The 25,509-nt window shown below is 62.3% G+C and carries 24 protein-coding genes; 5 read left to right on the top strand and 19 right to left on the bottom strand.

The features are described from left to right. Positions 1-9: 9 nt before the first annotated feature. The 14 genes from ACZ0AV_RS05675 to ACZ0AV_RS05610 all read right to left on the bottom strand — a co-directional run bounded on the left by ACZ0AV_RS05675 (position 10) and on the right by ACZ0AV_RS05610 (position 16,091). The gene (locus tag ACZ0AV_RS05675; protein WP_499150138.1) at positions 10-774 is read right to left on the bottom strand and encodes a glycosyltransferase; all 765 of its coding nucleotides are present in this window, start codon (positions 772-774) and stop codon (positions 10-12) included. Beyond that, positions 737-2,020, bottom strand: coding sequence for a hypothetical protein (locus ACZ0AV_RS05670; RefSeq protein ID WP_499150137.1), 1,284 nt, complete (start codon positions 2,018-2,020; stop codon positions 737-739). The genes ACZ0AV_RS05675 and ACZ0AV_RS05670 overlap by 38 nt, the downstream gene beginning before the upstream one ends. 71 nt (positions 2,021-2,091) lie before the next feature. Further along, the gene (locus ACZ0AV_RS05665; RefSeq protein ID WP_499150136.1) at positions 2,092-2,553 is read right to left on the bottom strand and encodes a GDP-mannose mannosyl hydrolase; all 462 of its coding nucleotides are present in this window, start codon (positions 2,551-2,553) and stop codon (positions 2,092-2,094) included. Further along, complete coding sequence (fcl, locus tag ACZ0AV_RS05660) at positions 2,553-3,527, bottom strand: GDP-L-fucose synthase (RefSeq protein ID WP_499150135.1); 975 nt, start codon at positions 3,525-3,527, stop codon at positions 2,553-2,555. Before fcl ends, ACZ0AV_RS05665 begins: the two co-directional genes overlap by 1 nt. Before the next feature lie 2 nt (positions 3,528-3,529). After that, a complete protein-coding gene (gene gmd, locus ACZ0AV_RS05655; RefSeq protein ID WP_499150134.1) occupies positions 3,530-4,654 on the bottom strand; it encodes a GDP-mannose 4,6-dehydratase in 1,125 nt (374 codons plus the stop codon). 60 nt (positions 4,655-4,714) lie between these two features. After that, complete coding sequence (locus tag ACZ0AV_RS05650) at positions 4,715-5,869, bottom strand: glycosyltransferase family protein (protein ID WP_499150133.1); 1,155 nt, start codon at positions 5,867-5,869, stop codon at positions 4,715-4,717. A gap of 30 nt (positions 5,870-5,899) precedes the next feature. Then, positions 5,900-7,264 carry a lipopolysaccharide biosynthesis protein gene (locus ACZ0AV_RS05645; RefSeq protein WP_499150132.1) on the bottom strand — a complete coding sequence of 455 codons (1,365 nt, stop codon included), beginning with the start codon at positions 7,262-7,264 and terminating at the stop codon, positions 5,900-5,902. A 22-nt stretch (positions 7,265-7,286) separates the two neighbouring features. Next, positions 7,287-8,633, bottom strand: a complete 1,347-nt coding sequence (locus ACZ0AV_RS05640) for a UDP-glucose dehydrogenase family protein (RefSeq protein ID WP_499150131.1) — start codon at positions 8,631-8,633, stop codon at positions 7,287-7,289. Between the two features lie 56 nt (positions 8,634-8,689). Beyond that, positions 8,690-10,081: an undecaprenyl-phosphate glucose phosphotransferase gene (locus tag ACZ0AV_RS05635; protein ID WP_499150130.1), complete on the bottom strand. Its 1,392-nt coding sequence runs from the start codon at positions 10,079-10,081 to the stop codon at positions 8,690-8,692. Positions 10,082-10,323: 242 nt separating this feature from the next. After that, positions 10,324-11,052: a tyrosine-protein phosphatase gene (locus ACZ0AV_RS05630; protein WP_499150129.1), complete on the bottom strand. Its 729-nt coding sequence runs from the start codon at positions 11,050-11,052 to the stop codon at positions 10,324-10,326. Positions 11,053-11,102: 50 nt separating this feature from the next. Continuing rightward, positions 11,103-13,334, bottom strand: a complete 2,232-nt coding sequence (locus ACZ0AV_RS05625; RefSeq protein ID WP_499150128.1) for a GumC family protein — start codon at positions 13,332-13,334, stop codon at positions 11,103-11,105. A gap of 2 nt (positions 13,335-13,336) precedes the next feature. Then, the gene (locus ACZ0AV_RS05620; protein WP_499150127.1) at positions 13,337-13,876 is read right to left on the bottom strand and encodes a polysaccharide biosynthesis/export family protein; all 540 of its coding nucleotides are present in this window, start codon (positions 13,874-13,876) and stop codon (positions 13,337-13,339) included. A 131-nt stretch (positions 13,877-14,007) separates the two neighbouring features. Then, entirely contained in the window at positions 14,008-15,168 is a 1,161-nt protein-coding gene (locus tag ACZ0AV_RS05615) for an outer membrane beta-barrel protein (RefSeq protein WP_499150126.1), read from the bottom strand. Between the two features lie 410 nt (positions 15,169-15,578). Continuing rightward, positions 15,579-16,091 carry a transcription termination/antitermination NusG family protein gene (locus ACZ0AV_RS05610; RefSeq protein ID WP_499150125.1) on the bottom strand — a complete coding sequence of 171 codons (513 nt, stop codon included), beginning with the start codon at positions 16,089-16,091 and terminating at the stop codon, positions 15,579-15,581. A gap of 406 nt (positions 16,092-16,497) precedes the next feature. On the opposite strand from ACZ0AV_RS05610, the gene ACZ0AV_RS05605 reads away from it, so the two are divergent. Next, a complete protein-coding gene (locus tag ACZ0AV_RS05605; RefSeq protein WP_499150124.1) occupies positions 16,498-17,538 on the top strand; it encodes a glycosyltransferase family 2 protein in 1,041 nt (346 codons plus the stop codon). On the opposite strand, the gene rfbC is transcribed toward ACZ0AV_RS05605, so the two are convergent. The 5 genes from rfbC to ACZ0AV_RS05580 form a co-directional block, all read right to left on the bottom strand. Continuing rightward, on the bottom strand, positions 17,532-18,080 hold the full coding sequence (gene rfbC / locus ACZ0AV_RS05600; protein WP_499150123.1) for a dTDP-4-dehydrorhamnose 3,5-epimerase: 549 nt from the start codon (positions 18,078-18,080) through the stop codon (positions 17,532-17,534). The two genes, ACZ0AV_RS05605 and rfbC, sit on opposite strands and share 7 nt — an antisense overlap. Then, positions 18,077-19,438, bottom strand: a complete 1,362-nt coding sequence (locus ACZ0AV_RS05595; RefSeq protein ID WP_499150122.1) for an NAD(P)H-dependent oxidoreductase — start codon at positions 19,436-19,438, stop codon at positions 18,077-18,079. The genes rfbC and ACZ0AV_RS05595 overlap by 4 nt, the downstream gene beginning before the upstream one ends. Positions 19,439-19,451: 13 nt before the next feature. Beyond that, positions 19,452-20,228, bottom strand: a complete 777-nt coding sequence (gene rfbF, locus ACZ0AV_RS05590) for a glucose-1-phosphate cytidylyltransferase (protein ID WP_499150121.1) — start codon at positions 20,226-20,228, stop codon at positions 19,452-19,454. 74 nt (positions 20,229-20,302) lie between these two features. Then, positions 20,303-21,349 carry an NAD-dependent epimerase/dehydratase family protein gene (locus ACZ0AV_RS05585; protein WP_499150120.1) on the bottom strand — a complete coding sequence of 349 codons (1,047 nt, stop codon included), beginning with the start codon at positions 21,347-21,349 and terminating at the stop codon, positions 20,303-20,305. Positions 21,350-21,652: 303 nt separating this feature from the next. Beyond that, on the bottom strand, positions 21,653-22,627 hold the full coding sequence (locus tag ACZ0AV_RS05580) for a D-2-hydroxyacid dehydrogenase family protein (protein ID WP_499150119.1): 975 nt from the start codon (positions 22,625-22,627) through the stop codon (positions 21,653-21,655). A 321-nt stretch (positions 22,628-22,948) separates the two neighbouring features. Between ACZ0AV_RS05580 and ACZ0AV_RS05575 the strand changes: the two genes are divergently transcribed. The 4 genes from ACZ0AV_RS05575 to ACZ0AV_RS05560 all read left to right on the top strand — a co-directional run bounded on the left by ACZ0AV_RS05575 (position 22,949) and on the right by ACZ0AV_RS05560 (position 25,445). After that, a complete protein-coding gene (locus ACZ0AV_RS05575) occupies positions 22,949-24,112 on the top strand; it encodes an acetyltransferase domain-containing protein (RefSeq protein ID WP_499150118.1) in 1,164 nt (387 codons plus the stop codon). Between the two features lie 95 nt (positions 24,113-24,207). After that, a complete protein-coding gene (locus ACZ0AV_RS05570; protein WP_499150117.1) occupies positions 24,208-24,519 on the top strand; it encodes a YgaP-like transmembrane domain in 312 nt (103 codons plus the stop codon). A gap of 68 nt (positions 24,520-24,587) precedes the next feature. Then, on the top strand, positions 24,588-24,914 hold the full coding sequence (locus tag ACZ0AV_RS05565; RefSeq protein WP_499150116.1) for a thioredoxin family protein: 327 nt from the start codon (positions 24,588-24,590) through the stop codon (positions 24,912-24,914). A gap of 93 nt (positions 24,915-25,007) precedes the next feature. Then, the gene (locus ACZ0AV_RS05560; RefSeq protein WP_499150115.1) at positions 25,008-25,445 is read left to right on the top strand and encodes a phosphotransferase system, HPr-related protein; all 438 of its coding nucleotides are present in this window, start codon (positions 25,008-25,010) and stop codon (positions 25,443-25,445) included. Positions 25,446-25,509: the final 64 nt, after the last annotated feature.

Below are 25,509 nucleotides of genomic sequence, written 5' to 3'. Positions count from 1 at the left end.
GCTCGCCATTCATTTGCCCAAGGCCGCTTTCAACAGTTTGCTATGGGTATGCACGTAGTGCAGGACATACAAAGAGATACTGTGCAGCGGTGATAGTTTCATTACCTCCCGACGGATGCGCATATCTTCTTTGAGCGCATCGAAGCGGCGGCTGGTGGAAACCCCCGTGGTGTCGAAGATGCACAGGGGCGAGGCGACCTTGAGCACGTCACGCTTGTGATCCTGGCCCTGGAGGAATTCGACGATCATGCAGTAGTCCGCCGACAGCTTGTAATCCTCGCGAAAGCGCACGCTGCGCAGCCGTTCGTTCTCGAAGTACATCGCCTGGTGGCTCGATGGCATGCCCAGTACCAGGTGCTCGATCTTCTTGGCGCTCTGCGGGGTGAGTCGGCCCTCGGCGTTCTGCAGGTAGTAGTCGCCGTAGACGTAACGCGGCTTGCTCGACGCCTGCTCGATGGCATCGGCGACCGTCTGCAATACGTTCTCGTCGTAGAACGAGTCGCCGCTGTTGAGAAACAGCGTATAGCCTTCGGTCGCGGAGCCCTTGATCAGGCCCTTGTTCATGGCGTCATACAGGCCCTTGTCGCGCTCCGAGGTGATCTCGGCGTAGGGCTCGTCGATGGTCGCCAGCCACTCGGCGCCGCCGTCGGTGGAAGCGCCATCGACAACGATCCAGCGGAAGTTGCGGTAAGTCTGGGCTGCCACACTCTGGTAGGTCTGCTTGAGACCTTCCAGGTTATTCCAGTTGATGGTTACGATACTGAAGTTGGTCATGGCGTGTGCCTCTGATCTCTCGAGTCGGGGATTCTGCCGCGGCATAAACGCGGGAGTAGTACAGGAAACAGGCGGCGCCGATGCCCAGGACATCACCGCCGTACATCAGCGAGTTGGACAGGAACATGTTGAGCATCTGGAACCAGAACACCAGCTGGAAGGCGCTGAGCAGCGGGCCCTTCTGCGGGCAGCGCTTCATGATGCGCAGGTAGCCGAAATAGAAGATGAGTGCGATCACCGGGGTGAGGAAACCGTAGCGGTAGTACACCCCGAAGATGCCGACATCCGACAGGTAGAAATGCGGGTTGTAGAGCGCCCCGAAGCCGCCTTTCCATTGCAGCGACAGCGAGCCCATGCCGATGTACCAGTTGTCCGCCACGGCACCGATGATGATCGCCGTGGTGGTGTCACGGACGCCTGGCCCGGTAGTGGCTTCTTCGAGCAGCGCCTCGAACTTTGCGAACTGCTCGTAGTAGAACTCCGGGAAGATGAAGTACGAGGCCACCAGGATGGTCGCTGCCAGCAAGCCGAGCTTGATCAGCGAGTCGATACGGTCACGGAAGATCCACAGGCCGGCCAGGCACCAGATGATCATGGTCTGGCGGGTTTGCAGCACCAGCCACAGGTACGAGGCGAAGAACAGCAGGGTAACGACCTTGGGCAGTGAGATGCGGTCTTTCATGCTGTACATGAGCATGAAGGCGCAGAGGGTCACGTAGCTCGAGCCGATGCGGAAGCGATTGGGGCGCAGCAGCACGTCGCCGGCGTCCTTGGCATCCACGGTAAACGATACGCCGGTGTTTTCCGGAATGATCCCGAAGTAGTAGCAGTAACCCACGAAGGCGCAGGCCAGGCCCGAATAGAGAAAGAAGCGCTCCAGGTGCTTTTGCGTGGGCGCCGTCTTGATCAGCAAAAACAGCGCCGGGAAGAACACCAGGTAGGCGAAGCTGCGACGTTCCTCGAGCAGGCCGTAGATGAACGGCTGGTCGAAATTGAGTTGCGCCAGGATCGCCGAGACCACCGGCAACACCAGGCCCATGAAGATGATCCACAGGCTGGTCTTGGACTGGTACACGCGCTTCCAGACCAGGAACAGAGCCGCAGCACTACCCAGCAGGCCGAGCAGCCAGAGCTCGCGCAGGTAAGGGATGCCGGCCTTCTTGTCGTCGGTCAGGAAGAAACAGGCCGAGTTCAGGACGAACAAGATCAGCAGCAGGTTGCGGTATGCCAGGAATTGCTTGAACAAGCTCGCGTTCCCATATCGAAATTGTCGTGGCTCGCAAGCCGGCGCCGCGTTGCAGTGGCTTGCGAGAGGTTCTAGTACAGCGCTTGCAGGTAATCGCGGGTGTTGCGGTGGATGCGCGCTTCGTCACGCATCTGCTCGATCGGCCACCAGCGGTAGCGACCGTGCTGCACACTCGGCGGTTGCAAGCGTTGTGCCACGCCCAGGTCCAGGGCGTAGGCGATTACCACGTAGTGGGTATCCGGCGTCTCGCCAAACACGCTGTCGTCGTAAAAGTGTTCGTACACGCCGAGGAGCCGGCCCTGTTCACGCCGAAATGCCTGGCCCAGCTCTTCCTGGGTCAGGCGTTCGAAGGCGGCATCCAGGCGTTCATTCTTGAGAATGCGCCCACCTGGTGCGAACCAGCTGCCCTGGGCGGGGCGATTGAGGCGCTCGCCCAGGAGCAGCTCGCCCGCTGCGTTGCGAACCAGCAGATCAATGGACACCAGCGGCGTGCTGGCGACCACGGTCTCGAAGGTTTCGGCCGGCAGGAACATCAGCTGCGCACATCGTCGATGTGCTCGACGAACCAGCGATACGCATCACGCAGACCGGTTTCCAGGTCGATGCTGGCCGTCCAGCCGAGCTTGGCCAGGCGCGAGACGTCCATCAGCTTGCGCGGCGTGCCGTCTGGCTTGCTGCTGTCGAAGCTCAGGCGACCCTGGAACTCGGTGACCCGCGCGATGGTTTCCGCCAGCTCGCGAATGGTGCAGTCCTGGCCGGTGCCGACGTTGATGTGCGAGAGCATTGGCTGGGTGTGCGCCCCGTAGGTCGCTTCATCCAGGTTCATCACATGCACGCTGGCCGCCGCCATGTCGTCGACGTGCAGGAACTCGCGCATCGGCGTGCCGCTGCCCCAGATCACCACCTCATCGTCGCCGCGCAGGGTCGCTTCGTGGAAGCGGCGCAGCAGGGCGGGGATGACGTGGCTGTTTTCCGGGTGGTAGTTGTCGTGCGGGCCGTACAGGTTGGTCGGCATCACGCTGCGGTAGTCGCGACCATGCTGGCGATTGTAGCTCTCGCACAGCTTGATACCGGCGATCTTGGCGACCGCGTAGGGCTCGTTGGTCGGTTCCAGCACACCGGTCAGCAGCGCCTCTTCACGCATCGGCTGCTCGGCATGTTTCGGATAGATGCACGAACTGCCCAGCGACAGCAGCTTCTGCACGCCAGCCTCGTGGGCCGCGTTGATGACGTTGGCCTCGATCATCAGGTTCTGATAGATGAAGTCGGCCGGGTACTGGTTGTTGGCGTGGATACCGCCGACCTTCGCAGCGGCCAGGTAAACCTGGTCGATGCGTTGCTCGGCGAAGAAGCGCTGCACGCTGGCGGCGTCGACCAGGTCGACGCTTTCACGCGGGGCCGTGATGATGTTCTGGTAACCCAGGTTCTGCAGGCGGCGCACGATCGCCGAACCGACCATACCGCGATGGCCGGCGACGAAGATGCGCTGGAGAGAAGTCGCGCTCATCCTCAGTTCTCCACGGACACCGGCATGTCGTGGCCATGTTCCTTGAGCAGGGCATGGCGCTGGGCGACCTTGAGGTCTTCGCGAACCATCTCGGCGCACATTTCCTGCACGGTGATTTCCGGCGTCCAGCCCAGCTTGGTCTTGGCCTTGGTGGGATCGCCCAGCAGGGTTTCCACTTCGGCAGGACGGAAGTAACGCGGGTCGATACGCACGATCACATCACCGACCTTGAGGGCCGGGGCCTTGTCGCCGTCGATACGCTCGACGATGCCTTGCTCGTCGATGCCAGTGCCTTCGAAGCGCAGGTGCACGCCCAGCTCGGCTGCCGACCAGGTGATGAATTCACGCACCGAGTACTGCACGCCGGTGGCGATCACGAAGTCGTCCGGCTGCTCCTGCTGCAGCATCATCCACTGCATGCGCACGTAGTCCTTGGCATGACCCCAGTCACGCAGCGAGTCGATGTTGCCCATGTACAGGCACGGCTCGAGACCCTGGGCGATGTTGGCCATGCCGCGGGTGATCTTGCGGGTCACGAAGGTTTCGCCACGGCGCGGCGACTCGTGGTTGAAGAGGATGCCGTTGCACGCGTACATGCCATAGGCTTCGCGGTAGTTGACGGTGATCCAGTAGGCGTACAGCTTGGCGACCGCGTACGGCGAGCGCGGGTAGAAGGGGGTGGTTTCCTTCTGCGGGGTTTCCTGCACCAGGCCGTACAGCTCGGAGGTCGAGGCCTGGTAGAAGCGAGTCTTCTTTTCCAGGCCCAGCAGGCGGATGGCTTCGAGGATGCGCAGAGTGCCCATGGCATCGACGTCAGCGGTGTATTCCGGTGCTTCGAAGCTGACCGCTACGTGGGACTGCGCGCCGAGGTTGTAGACCTCGTCAGGCTGCACTTCCTGGATGATGCGGGTCAGGTTCGACGAGTCGTTGAGGTCGCCGTAGTGGAGGATGAAGTTCTGGTTGTCGACGTGCGGATCCTGGTAGATGTGATCCACACGCTGGGTATTGAAGGACGACGCGCGACGTTTGATGCCATGCACCTGGTAACCCTTTTCGAGCAGAAACTCGGCCAGGTAGGAGCCGTCCTGACCCGTGATACCAGTGATGAGCGCTTTTTTCTGTTCCATTGCAATACCTGCGATGTTCAATTGATAGAAAGTCTGTGTTCAGTTGCGTGGCGCGGTCCGTCAGGACGTGCGCTTGAGCAGCAACTGGAGGCGTTCCATAACGCCGAAAAGAATGATCCGTACCGACGGAAACTTGTAAAAGAAACGGTAGATGTCGTACTCGGTCTTCGGCCGCGAAAGGCTGGCGCCATCGATGTCGGCCGAGTCGATCAGGGCCAGACCCTCACCTTCGATGTTGTGCAAGATGCTCAGTTCCATGGGCTTCATGGAAAGGCTGAAATTGTGCAGGCCACGGGCCTCGGTACGGGTCAGTTGCAGGCCCTTGCGGCAGGTTTTGCAGCCGTACAGGTTGACCGTGAAGTCATAGTCGGCGAGCACCGGGTTCAGGCGTTTCACGCAGGCGGGCAGCAGCTCGCAGAAGGCGTCATAGACCGACACGCTGTGTTCGCGCCTGGCGAACTGGTAATCGATCGGCTGTTGCTGAATCGGCACCTGGAAGCGCGAGGAGGCGATGTTGAAGTGCTGACCCGGGTCGCCGAAATTGGTGCTCAGCGAGCGGAACGGGTACACGAAGTACAGGTCGTGCAGGATGATGTATGCGTTGTACAGCTTGAGCCATGACGACTCCGGCCAGGCGCGGATATCCGGCGGAATGCCGTCCACCTGGCTCAGGTCGGTGCCGTGGCGCTCCAGCCACTGGCGGAAACCCTGCCAGTGGCTTCGCGACCAGGCCTGGCCCCAGGAGGCGGCCATCTGCATGAAATGCACGTCCGAATCGCCGTCGTCGATGGGTGTGAAGGGCAGGTTGGCGGTCTGGTTGAACTGCACGCTGTACAGGCTGATGCCGGCCACACCGGGATCGTCGGCATAGGCCTGCAGTGCCCGCGAGGTGTATTCGTAGAAGAACGGCGAGACGAACAGGTCGTCTTCCAGGATGATCACATCGCCGTACTGCTCGGTCAGGTCGCCGCAGCTCAGCACGTGCTGGCGCAGCCCCAGGCGCTCGGGGTGGGCGATGATGCGCTTCTCGCCATGCGGCCAGTCGAATGCTTCAGCGACCTTGCGCGGCTCGGGGTTGCCGGAGTTGTCGAGGCTGATCACCAGGCGAATATCGCCTTCGGGATAACGCGCCTTGATCAGCGAACCGAGCAGGCGGCTGAGGCTTTTCGGCCGGTTGTAGCCGATGACGACGATAGTGGGCAATGGTGCGGTCATAGGATCGAAGCCAGTCTCTGATGAAAAGGGTTAGGAACGGTCACGGTGCGTCTGCCGATCCGCCGTCGCGTGCCAGCGCCGTGCGGCGAACAGCACGCTGGCGATCAGGCTCAGGTAGATCAGGATGCTCGCTGCGGCGAACGCCATGACGGTCTGCCCGGCCTGTTGCAGGAACAGCGCGCCAGCCATCAGGGCAGCGATGCGCAGCACGGTGCTGAGCACTTCAAATGCGAGAAATTGGCCTTGCAGGGCAAGGGCGGGCACGGCCACCGCACAGGGGCGGCTGACGAAAATCATGTATTCGGCGAGGGCCAGCCAGCGCGCGTACTCACCGGCCACTGCCCACTGCTCGCCGAACACCAGCGCGAACAGCTGCGGACCGAAGCAGAACACCAGGGCAAAGGGCAGCAGGCCTGCCAGAGCCAGCGCCGCCGTTGCCTTTGCCAGCATGGCGGCAACCGGCTGACGCTCGTGCACCGCGGCGCTGATACGCGGGTAATAGACATCCGCCACGGACTTGCCGAGCAATTGGGTCGGCACGTTCAACGCCTGCTTGCACAGCGCGAAGAAGCCGGCGGCCACCGGCCCGAAGAATACCGCGAGCACCAGCGTCGGCAGGTTCTGCGACACGGCGTTGATGAGCATCTGCGGTGCGCGGTACAGCGGAAAGTCGTGATAGCGCACGGCGAGTTCGCGGGTACCGAGCGGCGCCGGCTCGGCGGCCGCTCGGGTGGCCTGCGCGAGGGGGCTGCGGCGCAGCGACCAGTTGAGCATCAGGGTATGCAGCAACGGCCCGAAAGCGGTGCTCAGCAGCAGCGCCGCCGGGCTGGCGTGCAACAGGCCGACGCCGATGCGCAGGCCGTTGTGGGCAAGGGCCTGTTGCACCGCCACACCGGCAGTGAGGCGGTAGCATTGTTTGCGAATCAGCCACTGCTGAGTCACTTCGAGCGCTGCACTGGCCAGCAGCACCAGCGGCAGCAGCATCAGAAAAGGGGTGATCTGAGTCACGCCTGCCGCAACGGCCAGCGTTTCGCCAAACAGGGCAATCAAGCCTGCGGCGAATACCGCCACACCACTGGCAATCAACAGGGAAAGGCGAATCAGACCACGGGCATCGGCATCGCGCTTGGGCAGCACGATGGCAATGGGATAGGTGAGGGCAGCGATGGGAATGAGCATGAACGCCAGGCTCATGAACACCCCGAGTACCCCATACGCTTGCGGCCCGTAGAGGCGGGTGATCACCGGCATCAGCGCCAGGGTAATCACTTGCGCCCCGGCGGTGCCGGACGCGACGGTCGCGATATTGCGCAGCACGGGGCTGCGCAACGCTGCCCTGCCGGCCGCGTGGCAACGCGTCCAGAGGGCGGCAGGGGCGGTGACTTTAGGTTCCATGACGTCCACTGTCGGAAAAGTCTCAGCCGTTCACTTGCTTGCGGCCGATGCCGTAGTAGTCGAAGCCTTCGCGGTTGACCTGGGTCAGGTCGTACTGGTTACGGCCATCGATGATCAGCGGCTGCTTCAGCAGCTTTTTCAGGGCCTTGAAGTCCGGGCGGCGGAACGGCTTCCACTCGGTGACCAGCACCAGCGCGTCGGCATCGATGGCCGCTTCGTACTGGCCATCGACGATCTGCAGACGACCTTCGCTGAACCAGTGCTCGGGGAACTCGCGCACGGCGGTTTCGCGGGCGATCGGGTCGAAGGCTTTGACCTTGGCGCCGGCGTTGATCAGGCTGTTGATCAGCACCACGCTTGGCGCTTCGCGCATGTCGTCGGTACCCGGCTTGAAGGCCAGGCCCCAGACGGCGAAGGTACGGCCCTTGAGGTCGCCTTCGAAGTGCGCGGCGAGCTTGTTGAACAGCGACTGCTTCTGCTGCTCGTTACGCGCTTCGACGGCCTGCAACACCTTGGGCTCGAAGTCGTTCTGGTGGGCGATGCTGATCAGTGCCTTGACGTCTTTGGGGAAGCACGAGCCGCCGTAGCCGCAGCCGGCGTAGATGAAGTGGTAGCCGATACGCTGGTCGGAGCCGATGCCCAGGCGCACGTTCTCGATGTCCACGTCCAGGCGGTCGCACAGGCCCGCGATCTCGTTCATGAAGGAGATCTTGGTGGCCAGCATGGCGTTGGCGGCGTACTTGGTCATTTCCGCGTCACGCACGCCCATGAACTTGATGCGCGGGTTGTTGCGGATGAAGGGTGCGTACAGCTCGCTCATCACCTGACGAGCGCGCTCGCTGTCGGTGCCGATGATGATCCGGTCCGGGTGCATGAAGTCGTCGACTGCGGCGCCTTCCTTGAGGAATTCCGGGTTGGAGACCACATCGAAGCTGATGGTCTTGCCGCGCAGTTCGAGCTGCTCGAGGATCTCCGCGCGCACCAGGTCGGCGGTACCCACCGGCACGGTGGACTTGTTGATCACCGTGGTATGGCGGGTCATCAGGCTGCCGATCTGGCGAGCCACCTCCAGCACGTAGCGCAGGTCGGCCGAGCCGTCTTCACCGGGCGGCGTGCCGACGGCGATGAAGATGATGTCCGACTGTTCCATGGCTTCGGGCAGCGCGGTGGTGAACAGCAGGCGACCGGCCTCGAAGTTCTCTTCCACCACGGTATCCAGGCCCGGTTCGTAGATCGGCAGAACGCCGCGTTTGAGGTTTTCGATCTTCTTCGGATCGACATCCACGCAGACAACCGTGTTGCCCATCTCGGCGATGCAGGCGCCGGTGACGAGGCCGACGTAGCCGGTTCCAACGACAGTGATGTTCATGGATACAAATTCCTTGAGTGAGCGTTAATCGTTTCGTGGCGCCAATGGGGCGTCGTTCAATAAATGTCGCGAGAGAACAGGGTGAAGGGGGTCTTCACCAGAATCTTGATGTCCAGCCACAACGACCAGTTGTTGATGTAGGCCAGATCCTGTTCCACGCGTTGTTGCATCTTTTCCAGGGTTTCGGTTTCGCCGCGATGGCCGGTCACCTGAGCCAGGCCGGTGATCCCCGGCTTGAGGCGATGGCGGGCCATGTAGGCGAGAATCTTGTCGCTGTAGTAGTTGTTGTGGGCCACGGCATGAGGGCGTGGACCGACCAGCGACATCTCGCCGCGCAGCACGTTGAGCAGCTGCGGCAATTCGTCGATCGAGGTGCGGCGCAGGAAGCGGCCTACCGGGGTGATGCGCGGATCTTCACGGGTCGCCTGCTTGACCTTCTTGTCGTCGTGCATGCGCATGGAGCGGAATTTCCACACCAGGATCACGCCGCCGTTCCAGCCATGGCGCGGCTGCAGGAAGAACACCGGGCCGGGCGAGGAGAGCTTCACCGCGATGGCCGCAGCGATGAACACCGGGCTCAGGGCGACCAGGGCCAGGAAAGCCAGGGTGCGATCCATCAGCTCCTTGCTGAACACCGCGGCGGGGTGCGAACTGACCGGGCTTTCGTTGAGGTAGATGGCCGGCAACTGCTCGATCTGCGAGATCGACTGGTTGAGCAGCGGCATGCTGCCGAAGTCCGGTACCCAGACCACGTCGACGCTCATGTCGAGCAGGTCGATGTACAGCTTCTCGATGTGCGAGATCTCGTCCAGGGTCAGTGCGATGTAGACGCGGCGCACGCCATGTTGCTCGGTGACTTCACGCAGCTGGTGCAATTGGCCAAGAATCGGGAAGCGGCCATCCTGAGTGTGCGCGTCGTCGCTGGAGGCCAGCAGGCCGATCAGCGGCACGCGATTGGAGGCTGTCAGGCGCTCAGCCAGCTCATGCGCCTTCTGGCCCGAGCCGATGATCAGTGACGCACGCTCGTTGCGCAGTTTTTCCGAATGCAGGCGGGCGAAATAGCGCAGCGGAATGAACGCCATGGCCTGGGCCAGGAAGCCCAGCAGGGCCCATTCACGCATGATCTCGAACGAGAAACGCTCCAGGCTCTGACTGAAGTAGGCGATGAACAGCAGCCCGGCGAGGAGGGTAAGCCAGCCGGCCAGCAAGTGGGCCAGACCGGTCAGGTAGCCAAAGCGCTTGTGATAGACGCGCAGCAGGCCATAGGCCGGTACCGAGCCGAGGACCGTCAGCACGATCAGCAGGCGATACTCGCTGGGCACGTCACCGTAGCGCTGGATGACCAGGTAGCAAAGCAGCATGCTGACCAGAGTAATGGCACAGGTCCATTGACCCCAGAACGTCAGCCCCCTGCGGTTCTCGGCAGGATTGATCCGTTTGGAAATCATGTGCGGCGATCCTCGTGCAAATCTTCGATGAAGTGATGAGCCCCCGGGAAACACACGAGAGGCGAGCTGTCCGTGTTCGATACGTATGGCGACACGCTGAGCGAACCCGTCGTTACACCGCGCTTACGCGCCAGTCGGTAGCTGTAGTGCGCCTTGCTGCTGAACTCTCGACGCATGGTTTGGCAACCTCCAACAAATACGAATCCTGCGACCTGAACCTACAGGTACGCGTTATCAGGCAGTCAACTAAGCGAAATGCTGGTGTGCGATGCGCCAGGGCGTGTCGATGACCAGACGTTCGGCCTCTCTCTCGCCCAGGATCCGGGCGGCTTGCAGGAGACCTTCTTGTAATAGGGGGGACGGTGATCCAGGTTGTGGGCATCAGTCGCCATAATGCTGACCACGCGATGGCGCAGCAGTTCGTGAGCCAGGTGCATTGCGCGTTCACCGAAGCGACCAGCGGCAGAGGCCGCGGTCACCTGCAGCAGGCAACCCTGCTCGATAAATGGCTTGAGCTTGCCTGGCGACTGCATCAGCACCTTGTTGCGCTCCGGGTGGGCGATGATCGGCACCACGCCATGTTCCAGCAGCCATTGGGTCAGCCGTTCGGCGCCAAAAGGCATCTCGCCGTGGGGGAATTCCAGCAGCAGGGCCTTCTTGCCTTCCCACTGGCCCAGGAACGGAATGCTGCCGTCCAGCACGCGGGTCATCAGCTCGCCGGAAAAGCGCACCTCGGCAGCGGCGCCAACCTGCAGGTCGATGCCGGCTTCGCGCAGCGCCTGGTTGAAGTCCTCGCAGGCCTGGCGAATGCTGTCGGCGTCATTGTCGTAGCGGCCGACATGGATATGCGGCGTGCAGACGATATGGCTGATACCGTTGGCGACGGCCATGCGCGCCATCTCCAGCGCCGTGGCCAGGTCAGCCGGGCCATCGTCGATGCCCGGCAGCAGGTGGTTATGCAGATCAATCATCAGATACCTCCTCCTGTCCATTGCGCTGGTTGATGGCCCATTACCGTCGATCAGGCCTTGCGTTCGCTGTAGCCGTAGTGGTCGTAGTAGCCGCTGTAGTCGCCGGAGCGAGCAGCTTTTTCGACGTCCACCTGGTTGAGTACCACGCCCATGACCGAGGCGCCGCTCTGCAGCAGATGGCCTACGCCACGCTGCGCCAGGGGAATCGAGGTGGATTCGGACTTGATCACGTAAATCACCGAGTCGGCGAAGGTCGACAGCAGCGAGGCATCGCTGACCGCCTGGCTGGGCGGCGAGTCGATGATCACGTGGTCGTAGCGCTCCTTGATCATCTCCAGGAACTTGGCAAAACGCGGCGAAGCCAGCAGTTCCAGCGGGTTGGGCGGTACTGCGCCAGCCGGCAACATGTCCAGGTTATTGCCCATGTTGTGGATGCAGTCCTCGACCTTGGCGCTGCCGGTGATCAGGTTGGCCAGGCCAGGCGTGCCGACCGGGAAATCGAAGCTCTTGGCCAGGGTTGGGCGGCGCAGATCGGCATCGATCAGCAGTACGCGCTGCAGCTGGCTGAGGGCGAAGGCCATGTTGGCCACCAGGGTGCTCTTGCCTTCGCCAGGCGAGGAAGAGGTCACGACCAGCACCTTCTGCGAGCGCGTGGTGTCGGCCAGCATCAGGCTGGTTCGAATGGTGCGGATCGACTCGCAGAAGCGGGCGTCCTCGCCGTGTTCGAACAGGTGCGCGGCGGTGTACTTGTTGTTGTTCGAGATCAGCGGCACGATGCCGAGAACCGGCAGGTTCAGCTTGTTCTCGACATCGTCGGCACTCTTGAAGGTGTTGTTGAGGATGTCGCGAATCACTGCCAGGGCGAGACCGAAGATCAGCGCCAGGCCGGCAGCCAGGACGATCAGCAGCTTCTTGTTCGGCGCGGCAGCCTGCACCGGCGCGATGGCCTGGTCGATGATCCGCGCGTTACTGGAGTTGACGTCCTGGGTCGCGGCGGTTTCACGCAGGCGGGTCATGAAGGTTTCGTACAGCGAGCGGTTGCTCTCGACGTCACGGGTCAGTTCACGAACCTTGAATTCCTTGCGCGAGATATCCTGGATCTGTTCCTTGTTCTTGTTGAACGAGGCGTTCAGGGAGTTCTCATTGGCAACGGCCAGCTGGTAGTTGCGCTCGATGCTCGCCACCACTTGCTCGACCTGGGCGCGCAGGCTCGCCGAGGCGGCGCTGAGGTCGGATTTGGCAGCGGCCATCGCCGGGTGACGGTCGCCGTAACGACGCGACAGCTCTTCGACCTTGGCGCGGGTGCGGGCTTCTTCTGCCTTGAACTGCTGGATCAGCGGGTTGCCGAGCACGGCAGGCACGCTGGACAGGCGACGCCAGTCACCGGAGCCCATGGATTGCACCTGACGGTACTGGCTCTCGGCTTCGGCGCGCTGGCGGCGGGCGTCGATCATGCGGTCGCCGGTCAGCGACAGTTCGTTGTTGCTGATGGTGGCCACGCCGTTGACGTCGACCAGGCCTTCGGCTTCGCGGTACGCCTGCAGGCGATTTTCCGCTTCCTGCAGGGAGCTGCGCAGCTCGGTCAGGCGCGTGTTCATCCAGGTGGTTGCCGACAACGACATTTCCATCTGTGCTTCAAGCTGGCTGTCGATGTAATTGCTGGCCAGGGAGTTGGCGATCTGCGCCGCGGTCAGGCGGTCCGGCAGCTCGACGGAAATGCTCACCAGCTGGCTCTTGCCCTCGACCCAGATGCTGGTGCGGTCCATCAGCATCTTGGTGACGATGTCCAGCAACTCGGCCTCGGTCATGGGGGTCGCAGGCTCCGGTGCATCGACCAGGCCGGTGACCGAGAGCATGCCCTGCAGGCTGCGCACGAAACCGCCAATGTTGATCAGCGGCTGTGGCTGCTGGCGCGGATCGAAGTCAGGGTGCTCGGTCAGGTTGAGCTCACGCACCACCTTCTCGGCAACGCCACGGCTCTTGATCAGGCCCAGCTGAGTCTGCATGTATTCGTTCACGGCACCCGTGGTGTCGTAGACCTGTTGGAATGACACCAACTGGGTGCCCTTGGTCTCGATCATCACCGTCGACACGGCGCGGTAGACCGGGGTCATGCGTGACACGGCGAGCGCGGTGAGCAGGGTGATCACTACGACGAACAGGGCGATGGCCCATTTGCGCATCCAGATGGCGTTCCAGATACGCCGCAGGTCGATGTAGTCGCTATCTGCTTCCGACTGCGCTGGCTGCCACTGTCGGATCGTTCGTGCAGGACTGTTCATATTCAGAAGAACCCTTGATCGATGGTGATGGTGTCACCCGGCTTGACCAGGGTGTCGAGCGTGGCTTTTTCCGAGGCGCGGCCTTCACCCGTACCGCGCGCAATGGTGATGCGCTTGGTCGAGGCACGTTCGGTCAGGCCGCCGGCCAGGGCGATGGCGCGGTCCAGGGTCAGGCCGGGCTGATAGGGATAGCCGCCGGGTGCTTTCACTTCACCGCTGATATAGAACTCGCGGTAAGTGGTGACTGCGACGGAGACGCGAGGGTCGACCAGGTAACCATCGGCCTTGAGCTTGTCGGTGAGGATGCGTTCGATGTCACCGGCGGTCTTGTCACTGGCCTCGATCGAGCCCAGGAACGGGTAGGAAAAGGTACCGGCGTCGTTGAGGCGAATTTCCTCGAATGACAGGTCGGGCTCGCCAAAGACGCTGATCTTGATCACGTCGCCAGAGCTCAGCCGATACTGTGGATTGGCCTGGGCGCCGGCCGCAAACGCGAGCAACAGCAGCAGCGAAAAGGCTTTGAACAGACGGTGGACTGACATCCGCTTACTCCTTGTGGTTGATTCGTCTCAGGCGCAGGAAAAAGGGCGCCACCGCTCGACTGCAAAGACGAACGGGAGAAGGTTGATAGGGGTGGTGACGGTGATCGTCACCCTGCTGAGGAGCCCCGGTGCTAGAGGCTCAAGCTCAACGACAGCTGATAGATGTTCCGGTCATAGGATTTCTCCCGCACGCTCGAATCGTTTTCGGTGTGGCGGTAACCCAGCGATACATCGACCCAGCGATCCGGAGAGTAGGTCACCCCCATGCCGTAGCTGGTGCGGTCGTCCTGGCGCTCGATCGCCTTGTAGTCACGCTCGGAGTAGCGGTAGTCGAGATCCGTGCGGATAAAGGCCGACCATTCGTGTTCCCAGCTCAGGCGGGTGGTGGTGTCCTGAACCGTGCTCGCACCGTCGTCGCCTTCGTCGAAGGCGCGGCGGGTGTTGAGTTTGACGACAGAGTAGGTGCGCGGTTCCCAGGCCACGCCGACTTCCCACATGGGGCTGGTGTAGTCATCGCGGGTATTGCTGTCGAAATTCTTGCGCTCGGCACCAAGGCGCAGGGTGCCGGAGGTCTTGGCGGTGGCGTCCCAGGTGGCGCCGAACAGGGCTGCATCGTTGGTGCTGTCGCGGTTGCTGCCGCTGCGTACATAGTCGTGGTCGGTATGGCGCAGCTCGACCAGCGAGCGCGTGCTGCCACCGAGGCGGTGATACCACACGGTATTGAACATCGTGCTGTCGCGTTCTTCGTCGGCGTTGAGCTCGCCGCTGTTGCGGTAGCGGATGCCCTCGCGATTGACGCCGAAGTCCAGCTGGTTCAAGCCGCTTAGCGTGCCGTAGCTGTAGGTGGCGCCCGCTACGGTGCGGTCGTACTTGTCGTTTTCATTGTCGTCGGGGTCCGCCAGGTCGATGGTTTCCTCGATGCGGTGATAGCCGAGGTTCCAGCGCAGGCGATTGCGCGAGTTGAATTCGAGAACGCTGCGAAAGCGCAGGTGATGGTCGGTATGGCTGGCGCGGTCGTCGGAGTGGTAGGTCTGGTCGTCGAATTCGTATTCGAGCTGGTAGCCACTGTTACGCGTCTCGGCGCTGAGCAGAAACTTGGGGTTGATGCTGGTGATCCAGGAGGAGCCTGCACCATCACGCAAGCCACGGTAGTTGTCGTCGTAGCTCTCGGTGAGGTCGAGGGTCGGCGTGAACTCGAAACCTGCCAGGTCAATGCTTGCCGGGTCTGTTGCCCAGCTGGCCGTAGACAGCGTACCTGCGAGCGAAGCCGTCAGTATCTTGGAGAGTTTCATGGTGCCAGATCCCTTCCCGGGGTTGATCGCTGTTGGAGAGGCCGCGATGACAGGCTGCAGCAAGGCTCTGCAGCCGCAGTTCAGTCATCTATCACGTTGACTTACGGCCATTTTTCATGAGTCATTGGTTGTCGCCTCTCGGTAGAAGTTCCCTGAGGGCAGCGAAACTCGTCACACTCAGCCGATAAAAAAATACGGAACTTAAATGGATCCTTCTGGAGCGCGATGTGCGGCCCGTATCGGTATCCTGCTCTTGCCCATAATTGTGAGCGCACGCTACCGCCCCAAGGCCATCGTTCTTGAGGGCGCCGACGTCATGCGGCGAGTGATCCAGTTGATGGCGTTTACTTGTGCAGCTGTGGATAGTGCAGGTGCAGCGTTACAGGATTGTTAATGGAGATGAGCAATATTCATGCCTGTAAGCGAGCAACTTGTGAAAGCGGAATTGTTATTTGCCGTTCCTGATTGAGTAGGCGCAGCAACAGTGTCACTCGCTGTTGGCTGTCGATCGCCATGCATATCGCGTCCAGCTCCGCCAGTGGCCCGCTGTTTATATAAATAGTGTCGCCAGGCCTCACTGTCTGCGCGGGAGCGAGTTCACTGGCTCGGCACTTCAGTTGCGAAATAATGGCGTCATTAATACGGCAGGGAGTTGCTCCAAAGCTTACAACTCGGCTGACGCCGCGCGTTGAGCGCAGTGCCGACCAATTACCCTGGATTGGCATATATAAGAAGAGATAACCCGGAAACAGCGGTACCGGGCCGTGATCGCCAGCGCGCGGCCTGCCCGCAGGTGCCTTTGCTTGTGGGCAAAAACACTCGAATCCCTGCCTGTCCAGGTGTTCCAGGGCTCTTCCATCCTGCCGTGGTTTGCACTGAATCAGGTACCAGGCGCCTGTGTCGCGCTGCATATCGGTGCGCATCAATCACTCCGCTTGCATACTTGCAAAGTGCCACTGCACAGCATCTCTGCGCTAATGGGATAGGGCGTTCTTTCCGTATAAACGACGATGCGCCCGTGGCAGCGAAGTAGTGAAGAGGATGTAATTTAAATCCGACCAGTGGTTATCTGAAATGAGCGGCAGGCAGGGTTTTTATTAGCGCGAAAGATGCATAGTAGAGGCGTATGGTAAGAGTTTTAAAAAGTTCCATTTTCAATTGTAAGCGTTTTTATGGCGCCTGTTTTTTGTTGGTCCGCTCGTGTTTGAGGCGCGTTGTCGGATCACCTGAACCGATCATGCAGTTACGTATCTGCATTAGCGATCAGTAGAGAAAAGGCTGGCGTCATAGTGGCCAAGAGATATCAACTCTGATTAAGGATGATGAGTCATGTCGCATATATACGCAGTGGTTCTGACCTATAACCGCAAGGACCTGCTCAAGCGCTGTCTGGAAGCCGTGTGCGCGCAAACGAGACCCTGTGACGGGATCATCGTGATCGACAATGCCAGCTCCGATGGTACCGAGCAGATGGTCCTGGACCTGGCCCTGCCGGACCTCGAACTCTATGTGCTGTCGGCGAACGTTGGCGCCTCGGGCGGCTTCAACGCCGGTTTTCGCATGGCCTATCAGCGCGGCGCCGATTTCATCTGGATGATGGACGACGACGTGATCCCCAGCCCCGACGCCCTGCAGCGTTTGGTCGAGGCCGATGAGTTGCTCGCCGCCCGTGATATCAAGCGCAGCTTCCTGCTGTCCGGTGCCTATACGCAGGAGGGGCTGGTCAACAATTCCCCGGCGCTGGACCAGCGCCGCAACCGTATCGACTACGAGTGCTGGCCGGCCACGGTGGAACTTGGCGTGATGCCGGTGGCGCGCGCCACCTTCGTCTCCATCCTGGTGCCGCGGGCGACACTGACCGAACATGGCGTGCCGATCTCGTCGATGTTCATCTGGGGCGAGGACACCGAGTTCACCCTGCGCATCACGCGTGATGCGCCCGGCTACCTGGTTGGTGCCAGCAAGGTGTTGCACCTGCGCCAGGAGGGCGGCGGGGCTATCAATATCCGCACCGAAAAGAGCCCGGCCCGGATTCGCTATCACCGTCACTTCGTGCGCAACGAACTGTTCATCACGCGTAAATACGCCAGCCGTCGCCGGGTGATGAAAACCCTGGCCTATCGCCTGTGGGGGACATTCAAGTTGCTGCTTGCCGGCGAGTTTCTGAAAGCCCGCGTGGTGTTGGTCGGGCTGCTGGAGGCGCTGGCATTTTCGCCACGGGTCGAACCAGCCGACGCGCCGCTGGAAACGCTTCGCGTACAGGTGCGGCGTGCGGTGCGACCGGCTTTCGAACTGGCCGCACCCGCGCCAACGATGGAAATGGAGCCGATCTCCAGCTTCCTGCAGCCAGAGATGATGCCTGCTCAGTAAAGCTTGTGGGTGCGGTCGGCGATCAGGGGCCAGGCCGCATCCTTTTCCGACAGCGTGGTCACGGCGAGCGGCCAGTCGATGCCCAGGCGCTCGTCGTTGTAGCGCAGGCCGCGCTCCGCGCTCGGCGTATAGGGCGCGGATACCAGATAGCTGACCTCCACATCGTCGCTCAAGGTCTGGAAAGAGTGTGCAAAACCCGGCGGCACATAAAGCTGGCGATGGTTGTCGGCGGTCAGCTCGAACGCCTCGTGCTGCAGGTAGGTGGACGAGTCTTCCCGTATATCGACGATGACGTCGACGATGGCGCCGCGGGTGCAGCGCACCAGCTTGGCCTCGCCGTAGGGCTGCATCTGATAGTGCAGGCCGCGCAGGGTGCCGCGGCGCGCGGAGCGCGAGGTGTTCTGCTGCACGAACTGGCTGATCAGGCCGTGGCGCTGGAACTCCTCGGCACAGAAGGTGCGTGCGAAGTACCCGCGCTCGTCACCGCGCAGTTCGAGCTCGATCAGCCAGGCATCATTGAGCGTGGTGCTGTGAAAAATCATGGGTGCTCCTGGCCGATGGCCGTGCGAAAGCGTGAGGTACTGGGGACATCGGGAGCGAACAGGCTTTCCTGTTCCGCATAGAGGCGATCGACGAGGCGCCCGGCCGGGAACTGCACGTCATCGAAGGTCAGCGGCGTATCTTTGGCGACCGCGCGCTTGAGTGTGCAGCCAAGCGCCAGGCCGATGGGCAGCAGGTTCTCGGTGCGGATGGCCGCCATGTTCTCGGCTACGCCGTAGGCTTCGTAACCGCCAAAATCGTCGATGCTGTCGCCTGGGGCCAGGTCTTTCTTGGCCACGGCGATCACGCCCACGCTCGGCCCGCCGCTGGGTGTCAGCACCGGGTCGCCGAACAGCACCGCACGGGCCACCGAGTTGGGCACTTCGAAGTGGCACAGGTGGTAGGGCGTATAGAAGCTGTAATAGGGGCCCTTGCCGAGTTTGTAGAGCTCCAGGTAGTGGCGCTGCCGGGGGTTCTCCAGGGTGCCGATGACGAAAACTCCGGGACCGGGGCGGGCGCCTACCACGTAGTCGACCAGACCGGGCTGATGGGGATCGAGGTGGGGTTCGAATGCTGCCAGGGTGTCCTCGATGGGCACCAGCGGCGCACCCGGGTTGCCGCCGGAAAAGTCCGGGCCGAGCATGCCGCGGCGTGCGACACGCATGCCGGTGGCGTTGGCGACGATGGCCTGCTCGAAGGAAATCTTGGTGCCGTCTGCGAACGAGGCGACCATCGCCGGCTTCTGGCCCCAGCGGCGGGCGAACTCCTGCTGGGTGGTGGGGTTGCGGTAGGGATCATGCAGGCCCTTGATATTGCCGCACAGCACCGGCTTGACGCCCAGCCCCGCGACGAAGCGGTAGAGGTTCATCTGCACGCCCGGCTGGTCGCCATCCGAAAAGGTGTAGATGACCCCGGCCTGGTCGGCCTTGTGCTTGAGGATCGGGCCGATGGTGCCATCGAGCTCGGCGTTCATCTGCACCACGTGCTTGCCGGCCTGCAGGGCTGCCAGTACGGCGTGGGCGGCGTACTCGATGGAGCCGGTCACTTCGATGATCGCGTCCAGGCCCTCGGCGCGTGCCAGTGCCTGGGCGTCCTCGGTGACCGCCGGCGTGCCGCTGGCGATGGCGTTTTCCAGTTCGGCCTGGGTATCGCAGCACAGCGGCTCGATGCCGGCCTGGTCGTACACACCCACGGCGCTGCCGATGTTGCGGTTGGCCACGGCGCACAGGCGCATGCCGGTGGTTGCGGTAAGTATCTGCAGGGCGATGCCGCTGCCCTGGAAGCCTGCGCCAATCATGCCCACGCGGATGGGGCGGCCCTCGGCTTCGCGTTTGGCCAGGGCGGTGTCAACGATGATCATCGGTGCTGCTCCTTCAGTCTTTCCACTGCTTCCAGGGGGCACCACTGGCCCAGGCGGTTTCCAGGGTGATCTTGTCGCGCAGCGAGTCCATGCTCTGCCAGTAGCCCTTGTGGTGGTAGCTGCCGAGCATGTCGCGCTCGACCAGGCGGTCCATGGGTTCGTTTTCCCAGGTGGTCTGGTCGTCGTCGATCAGCTCGAACACCTCGGGCTGGCAGACGAAGAAACCGCCGTTGATCAGGCCGCCGTCGGCGGCGCCTTTCTCACGGAAGGCCTCGACGCGGTTGAGGTCTTCGTTGAGCCGCAGCGCGCCATAACGGCCCGGCTGGGTGACCGCGGTAAGGGTGCACCAGCGTTTGGAAGCCTTGTGCACCTCGACCAGTTCGCGAATGTTCACGTCGCTGACGCCGTCGCCATAGGTCAGGCAGAAAGGGCCGTCACTGAGCAGGCGCATGGCACGCTTCAGGCGCCCGCCGGTCATCGAGTCAGCACCCGTGTCGAGCACGGTGACGCGCCAGTCCTCGCTGACGCTTTCCAGCCAGTCGATGCTGCCGGTCTTCAGGTCGATGGTGTAGTCGGTTCGCTGGGCGCGGTAGTTGAGGAAGTAGTCGCGGATATAGTCGACCTTGTAGCCGCCCAGGACCACGAAGTCGTTGAAGCCGTGGTGCGCGTACATTTTCATGATGTGCCAGATGATCGGCCTGCCGCCGATCTCGACCATCGGCTTTGGACGGATCGCCGTCTCCTCGCTCAGTCGTGTACCGAAGCCACCTGCAAAGATCGCTACTTTCATGATGGTATTCCTCCCTGGGTAGATGGGCGCTGAATCGGGATCGGGCCCGGCGGGCCCGCAATGCGACGTGCGCCCTAGCGGGAATGCCAGCGCAGGTCTTCGGACAGGCGGCCACTGTCGATGTGGCCTTGCAACACGCGCAGGCGCACCAGGGGCGAGGTGCGAAACTGGGCGTCGGCGAAGTTCATGCCCTTGAGCCCGGCGACCAGTTGCTCGATCGATTTTGTCAGGCTCATTTGCGGCTGGTGTTCGGGGGCGAGGCGGGCAAACAGGCTGAAATCGACCTGGTAGGAACGGCTGTCGACCGGCGCGGCGGTGTTGATGCTCACCTCGGTACCGGGCAGGGCGGCGGCCACGGCAGCGGCAAGGTCGCGTACCTGGTGATTGCGTTCGTTGCTGCCGGTGTTCACGCGCAGAATGCGGCCACCATTGTCGGCGTTGCGCTGGATGGCCCAGTCGATGGCGCGGGCCATGTCCGCGACGTCGATCAGCGGCCGCCAGGGCGATCCGTCGCTGAGCACCGTGATGCGGCCGTCACTGAGCGCGCCAGCGACGAAGTCATTGAGCACCAGGTCCAGGCGCAGGCGGTCGGACATCCCGCAGGCCGTGGCGAACCGCAGGCTGGTAATCACCATGTCGCCGTCGATATCCGCGAGGGCGTCCTCACTGCCGATCTTCGAGCGCGCGTAGGCGGTCATCGGCGCGACCGGATCGTCTTCCGTACGTGGGCCACCTTCGGCCACACCATAAACACTGCAACTGGACGCGAAGACGAAATTGCGCACGCCAGCTCGCGCGGCGGCCCGGGCAATACGGATGGTGGCGTCCTGGTTGATCGCCTCGGTCACCCCGGCAAAGCGGTCGCCCATTGGGTCGTTGGATACCGCTGCCAGTTGCACCACGGCGTCGTAGCCGGCCAGTGCCTGCTCGGAAAGGTCGCGTACGTCGCCAAAAAACTGCAGCGCCAACCGCTGTTCGGGCAGGGTGCGCGCGTTGGTGAGGCAGTGTGCGAAATAGGCGTTGTCATAGCCGTGCACGATTGCCGAAGGGTGGCGAGCGGTGAGCTCGCGAATCACTGCGGGGCCGACATAGCCCATGTTGCCCAGAACAAGAATCTTCATATGCCATCCTTGCGCCGCCCAGGGGTGGGCCGGCATCCAATAGATGAGCAGATCATATTATTGCGACAGAAAAATGCTTATTTTTTCTGATGAATGGTTTAGTGCTTTTAAGCTATTGTTTTTTATAAGATTTTTGTATTTTGTTGATTTTATTGATTTTATTGGGTTTTCGCCTGTGCCCGGCAGTCGCATAACGCGCCTGTAGAAAATCCCCGAAGCCCCCGAAAAGCCTGCTGTTGCAGGGCTTGCAGGGGGCTCTGGAGCGGGCTTTGTGTGGGCTTTCACAAAATTGACATTTGCCTGCTAGGGGGCCTTCTGACGAACCTCCGGATTGGCCAGCACGCAGGGTTCGCCGCTGAAAAATGCCTGCACGTTGGCGAAGGCATCGCCGAAATACAGTTCGTAACCCTCGCGCTCCACATACCCGAGATGGGGTGTGCAGAGCACGGCCGGGTGTTGCAGAAGAGGGTGATGAGGGTCGACGAGCGGTTCCTGTTCGAATACATCAAGCGCTGCAAAGCCCGGCCTGCCGTGATCGAGGGCGTCGAGCAGGGCGCCCGGGGCAATCAATTCGGCACGGCTGGTATTGACCAGCAGGGCAGATGGTTTCATGTTCGCCAAATCTTTGGCGGTCACCAGGTGGCGCGTGCTTTCGGCGAGACGCAGATGCAGGCTGATCACATCGGCGTGGGCGAAGAATGCCTCGCGTGACTCTGCAGCCCGGTGGCCGTCGGCCAGGGCGGCCTGGCGCGACGCGTCGCTGCCCCACACCATCACCGGCATCTCGAAGGCCTGGGCATAGCGCGCGAGGCGTTGGCCGATCTTGCCGTAGCCCCAGATGCCCAGCGTCTGCCCGGCCAGGCGCTGGCCGAGGTTGACCTGCCATTGGCCCGCATACATCGCCTGCAGGGCCGGGAACAACTGGCGCCGGGCGTTGAGGATCAATGCCCAGGTCAGTTCGGCTGGCGCAATGGGCGAACCCCGGCCTTCCATCACGGCGACGCCATGGCGGGTGCAGGCGGTGACATCGAGATGGCTGGAGACCTTGCCGGTCTGGCTGATCAATTTCAGGTTCGGCAGGCGTGCCAGCAGCGCCTCGTCGATGCGCGTGCGTTCGCGGGTCAGCACCAGGGCGTCGGCGTCGGCGAAACGCGCGGCGAGCAGGTCGATGTCGTCCACCGCATCGTGATGCAGGCTGACCTGATGATCGGCCAGGGTGGCAAAGCAGTCGAGGCTGCGGATGACGTTCTGATAGTCATCGGGAATGACGATATGCATGTCGGCTCCAGGGCGGTCGGGCTCCACGCGGAGCCGGCTTCGGTGGCGGATCAGCCGGCGCTCTGTGCGGCTGCCTTGGGGCGAGCCCGCCAGAAACGCCAGAGGGGCAAGGCTACCACCAATGTCTGTTGGGCTTACACGCCTCGAGGGCGCGCGGCCTTCGGGCCCCTCGCTTGTCCGGGCCAGGCGGGGCAGAGAGCGGGCGCGACCTCGAGAGTGGCGAAGACAGGGCTGGGATATGGCGTTTGGTTTGTTATATCATAACTATTCGTCATGCCCGGTTGGCCTCATGCCTGCCCGGCTTTCTGCTTTGGATATGCCATGAATTCTGCCGCTACCCTTACCCCTGCTACCTCCCGTCTTACCTCCATCGATGCCCTGCGTGGCCTCGTCATCCTGTTCATGCTCCTCGACCATGTGCGCGAAACGTTCTTCCTGCACCGCCAGGTGCTCGACCCCATGGACGTGAGCAGCACGGAACCGTCGCTGTTCTTCAGCCGCACCCTGGCGCACCTCTGCGCGCCGGTGTTCATCTTCCTGACCGGTTTGTCGGCCTTCCTGTACGGCGAGAAAGCCAACGGCAAGGCCGCCGTCAGCGCCTTCCTGTTCAAGCGCGGGCTGTTTCTGGTGGTTCTTGAATTTACCCTGGTGAACTTCGCCTGGACCTTCCAGCTGCCGCCGACGGTGATCTACCTGCAGGTGATCTGGGCCATCGGCCTGAGCATGCTGGCGCTGTCGCTGCTGGTCTGGCTGCCGCGCGGTCTGCTGATCGCGCTCGGTCTGGTGCTGGTGTGCGGGCACAACCTGCTGGACAACCTGCACTTCGCTGCCGACTCGGCGATGCACGTGCCATGGGCCATCCTGCATGATCGCGGCTGGCTGCAGGTCACCGACGACCTGCGCCTGCGCACCTCCTATCCGCTGTTGCCGTGGATCGGCGTGATCGCCCTTGGCTACGCCGCCGGCTCATGGTTCGCGCGCAGCGCCGACCCCGCTGCGCGTCAGCGCCTGCTGCTTGGCTGGGGGCTTGGTTCGCTGCTGGTGTTCATCGTGGTGCGTGCCGGCAATGGTTATGGCGAAAAGAGCTGGGTGATGGGCAGTAGCGCCCTGGAGACCCTGATGAGCATCCTCAACATCACCAAGTACCCGCCATCCCTGGCCTTCCTGGCGCTGACCCTGGGCCTGGGGCTGCTTCTGCTGCTCGCTTTCGAGCGGGCTCAGGGTAACCGCTGGCTCAAGGTGCTGACCGTGTATGGCGGCGCGCCGATGTTCTTCTACCTGCTGCATCTTTATGTGCTCAAGCTGCTGTACCTGGTGGCCGTGGCCATCTGGGGCACCAACCAGGGGGACTACTTCGGTTTCGATTCGATGGGCGCGGTATGGCTCTGCTCGGTTCTGCTCGCCGCAGTGCTGTTCCCCCCGGTGCGCTGGTTCGCGGCACTCAAGGCCCGTCGTCGTGACCTGACCTGGCTGCGTTATCTCTGACGGGCTCGTCACGCTCACCCGCCTGTCGGAGCGCTCGAACATCGACGGGGCCGGGTCGGTCCGTTGAGGATCACAGACAGACTGGAGCGTGCGATATGTCCACATTCGATAAGCAAGGCGGCAGTAACGTTCAGGGTTGGGAGCGCGCGCTTTCCATCGGCAGCGGCATTGCCATGGCGCGCGGCGGGCTTAAGCGCGGCGGTGTGATCGGGCTGTTTCGCGCCGCCTTCGGTGGCATGCTGGTGGTCCGTGGCCTGAGTGGCCATTGCAAGCTCAAGAGCATCATGGACGACGCCCGCTCCATGCGCCCCGATGTGGACAGCGTCGCCGAGAAGGTCACGCGCCTCGAAGGCGAAATCGCCGACCGGGTGAAGCCGGCCGTCAAGCAGGTTCGCGACAGCGTCTGATACGCTGAGTAACCAAGCCGGCCCGCTTCTGCGGGCCGCTTGCGTTTCGACCATCCTCAGGAGGCAGCATGAGTAACCCCTACAGCAGCACGGCTCCGAGTCCCGCCGACGTGCAGGCGATGCCGGGCCTGACCCTGATCGAATTTGGCACCGACTGGTGTGGCCACTGCCAGGCCGTGCAACCTTTGCTGGCCAAGGTGCTGCCCGATTACCCGGAAGTCACCCACCTGAAAATCGAGGATGGCAGCGGTCGACCGTTAGGCCGTTCGTTCAAGGTCAAGTTGTGGCCCACCCTGGTGTTTCTGCGCGATGGCGTGGAGGTCACCCGGCTGGTTCGTCCGACCACCGCCAGCCTCGTCGAGGAAGCCTGCGAGCAGTTGGCAGGAGAGGGCTGAGCCTCCGCTGTTGGCACGTGACAACCGTCAGTTTTGCTGAATTTTCCCGGCATGGGTCGAGTCCACCACACAGACCCATACCGGAGAATGTCCATGAGCATACCCAAGCAACCCGCCACGCCTCAGGAAATCGACGACATCGAGGACCGCATGGGGTCGATCGAACAGTTGGATTTCAGCGACCGCAAGGATGATCGCGAAGGACGCATCGGTGACACCCGTCCGCTGGATGAGGTAGAGCACGAATACCCCGATGAGCGCGTCCGCGAAGCGGGGCAGAGCGGTGGCGAAACCCTTACTGAAGGCCGCCACGAAGACGGCGTCAGTCTCGACGACCTCAGCCCGGAAACCCTGATCGACGACACCGGTGCGCGTTCGCCCTCCGAGCGTGGCGATGACGAGCCGCTCGACCGCGAGCTGACCATCGTAGGTGAAGAAGACATCGGCGGCGGCGCGGGGCTGGATGAAGCCGAACTGGCACGAAAGCGCCCCCTCGACGGCGAGCCCTGGGATGGCGAACCGCAGCCCTGACCTGCGCTGATGCTTGCGAGGCATGGCCGCAAGGGCCATGCCGCTTGAGCTGAAATCATCTCCC

This window comes from Pseudomonas sp. AC532 (assembly GCF_979258965.1).
Note: the sequence above shows the minus strand (reverse complement) of the source record. Positions and strands in the feature narration are given on the sequence as shown.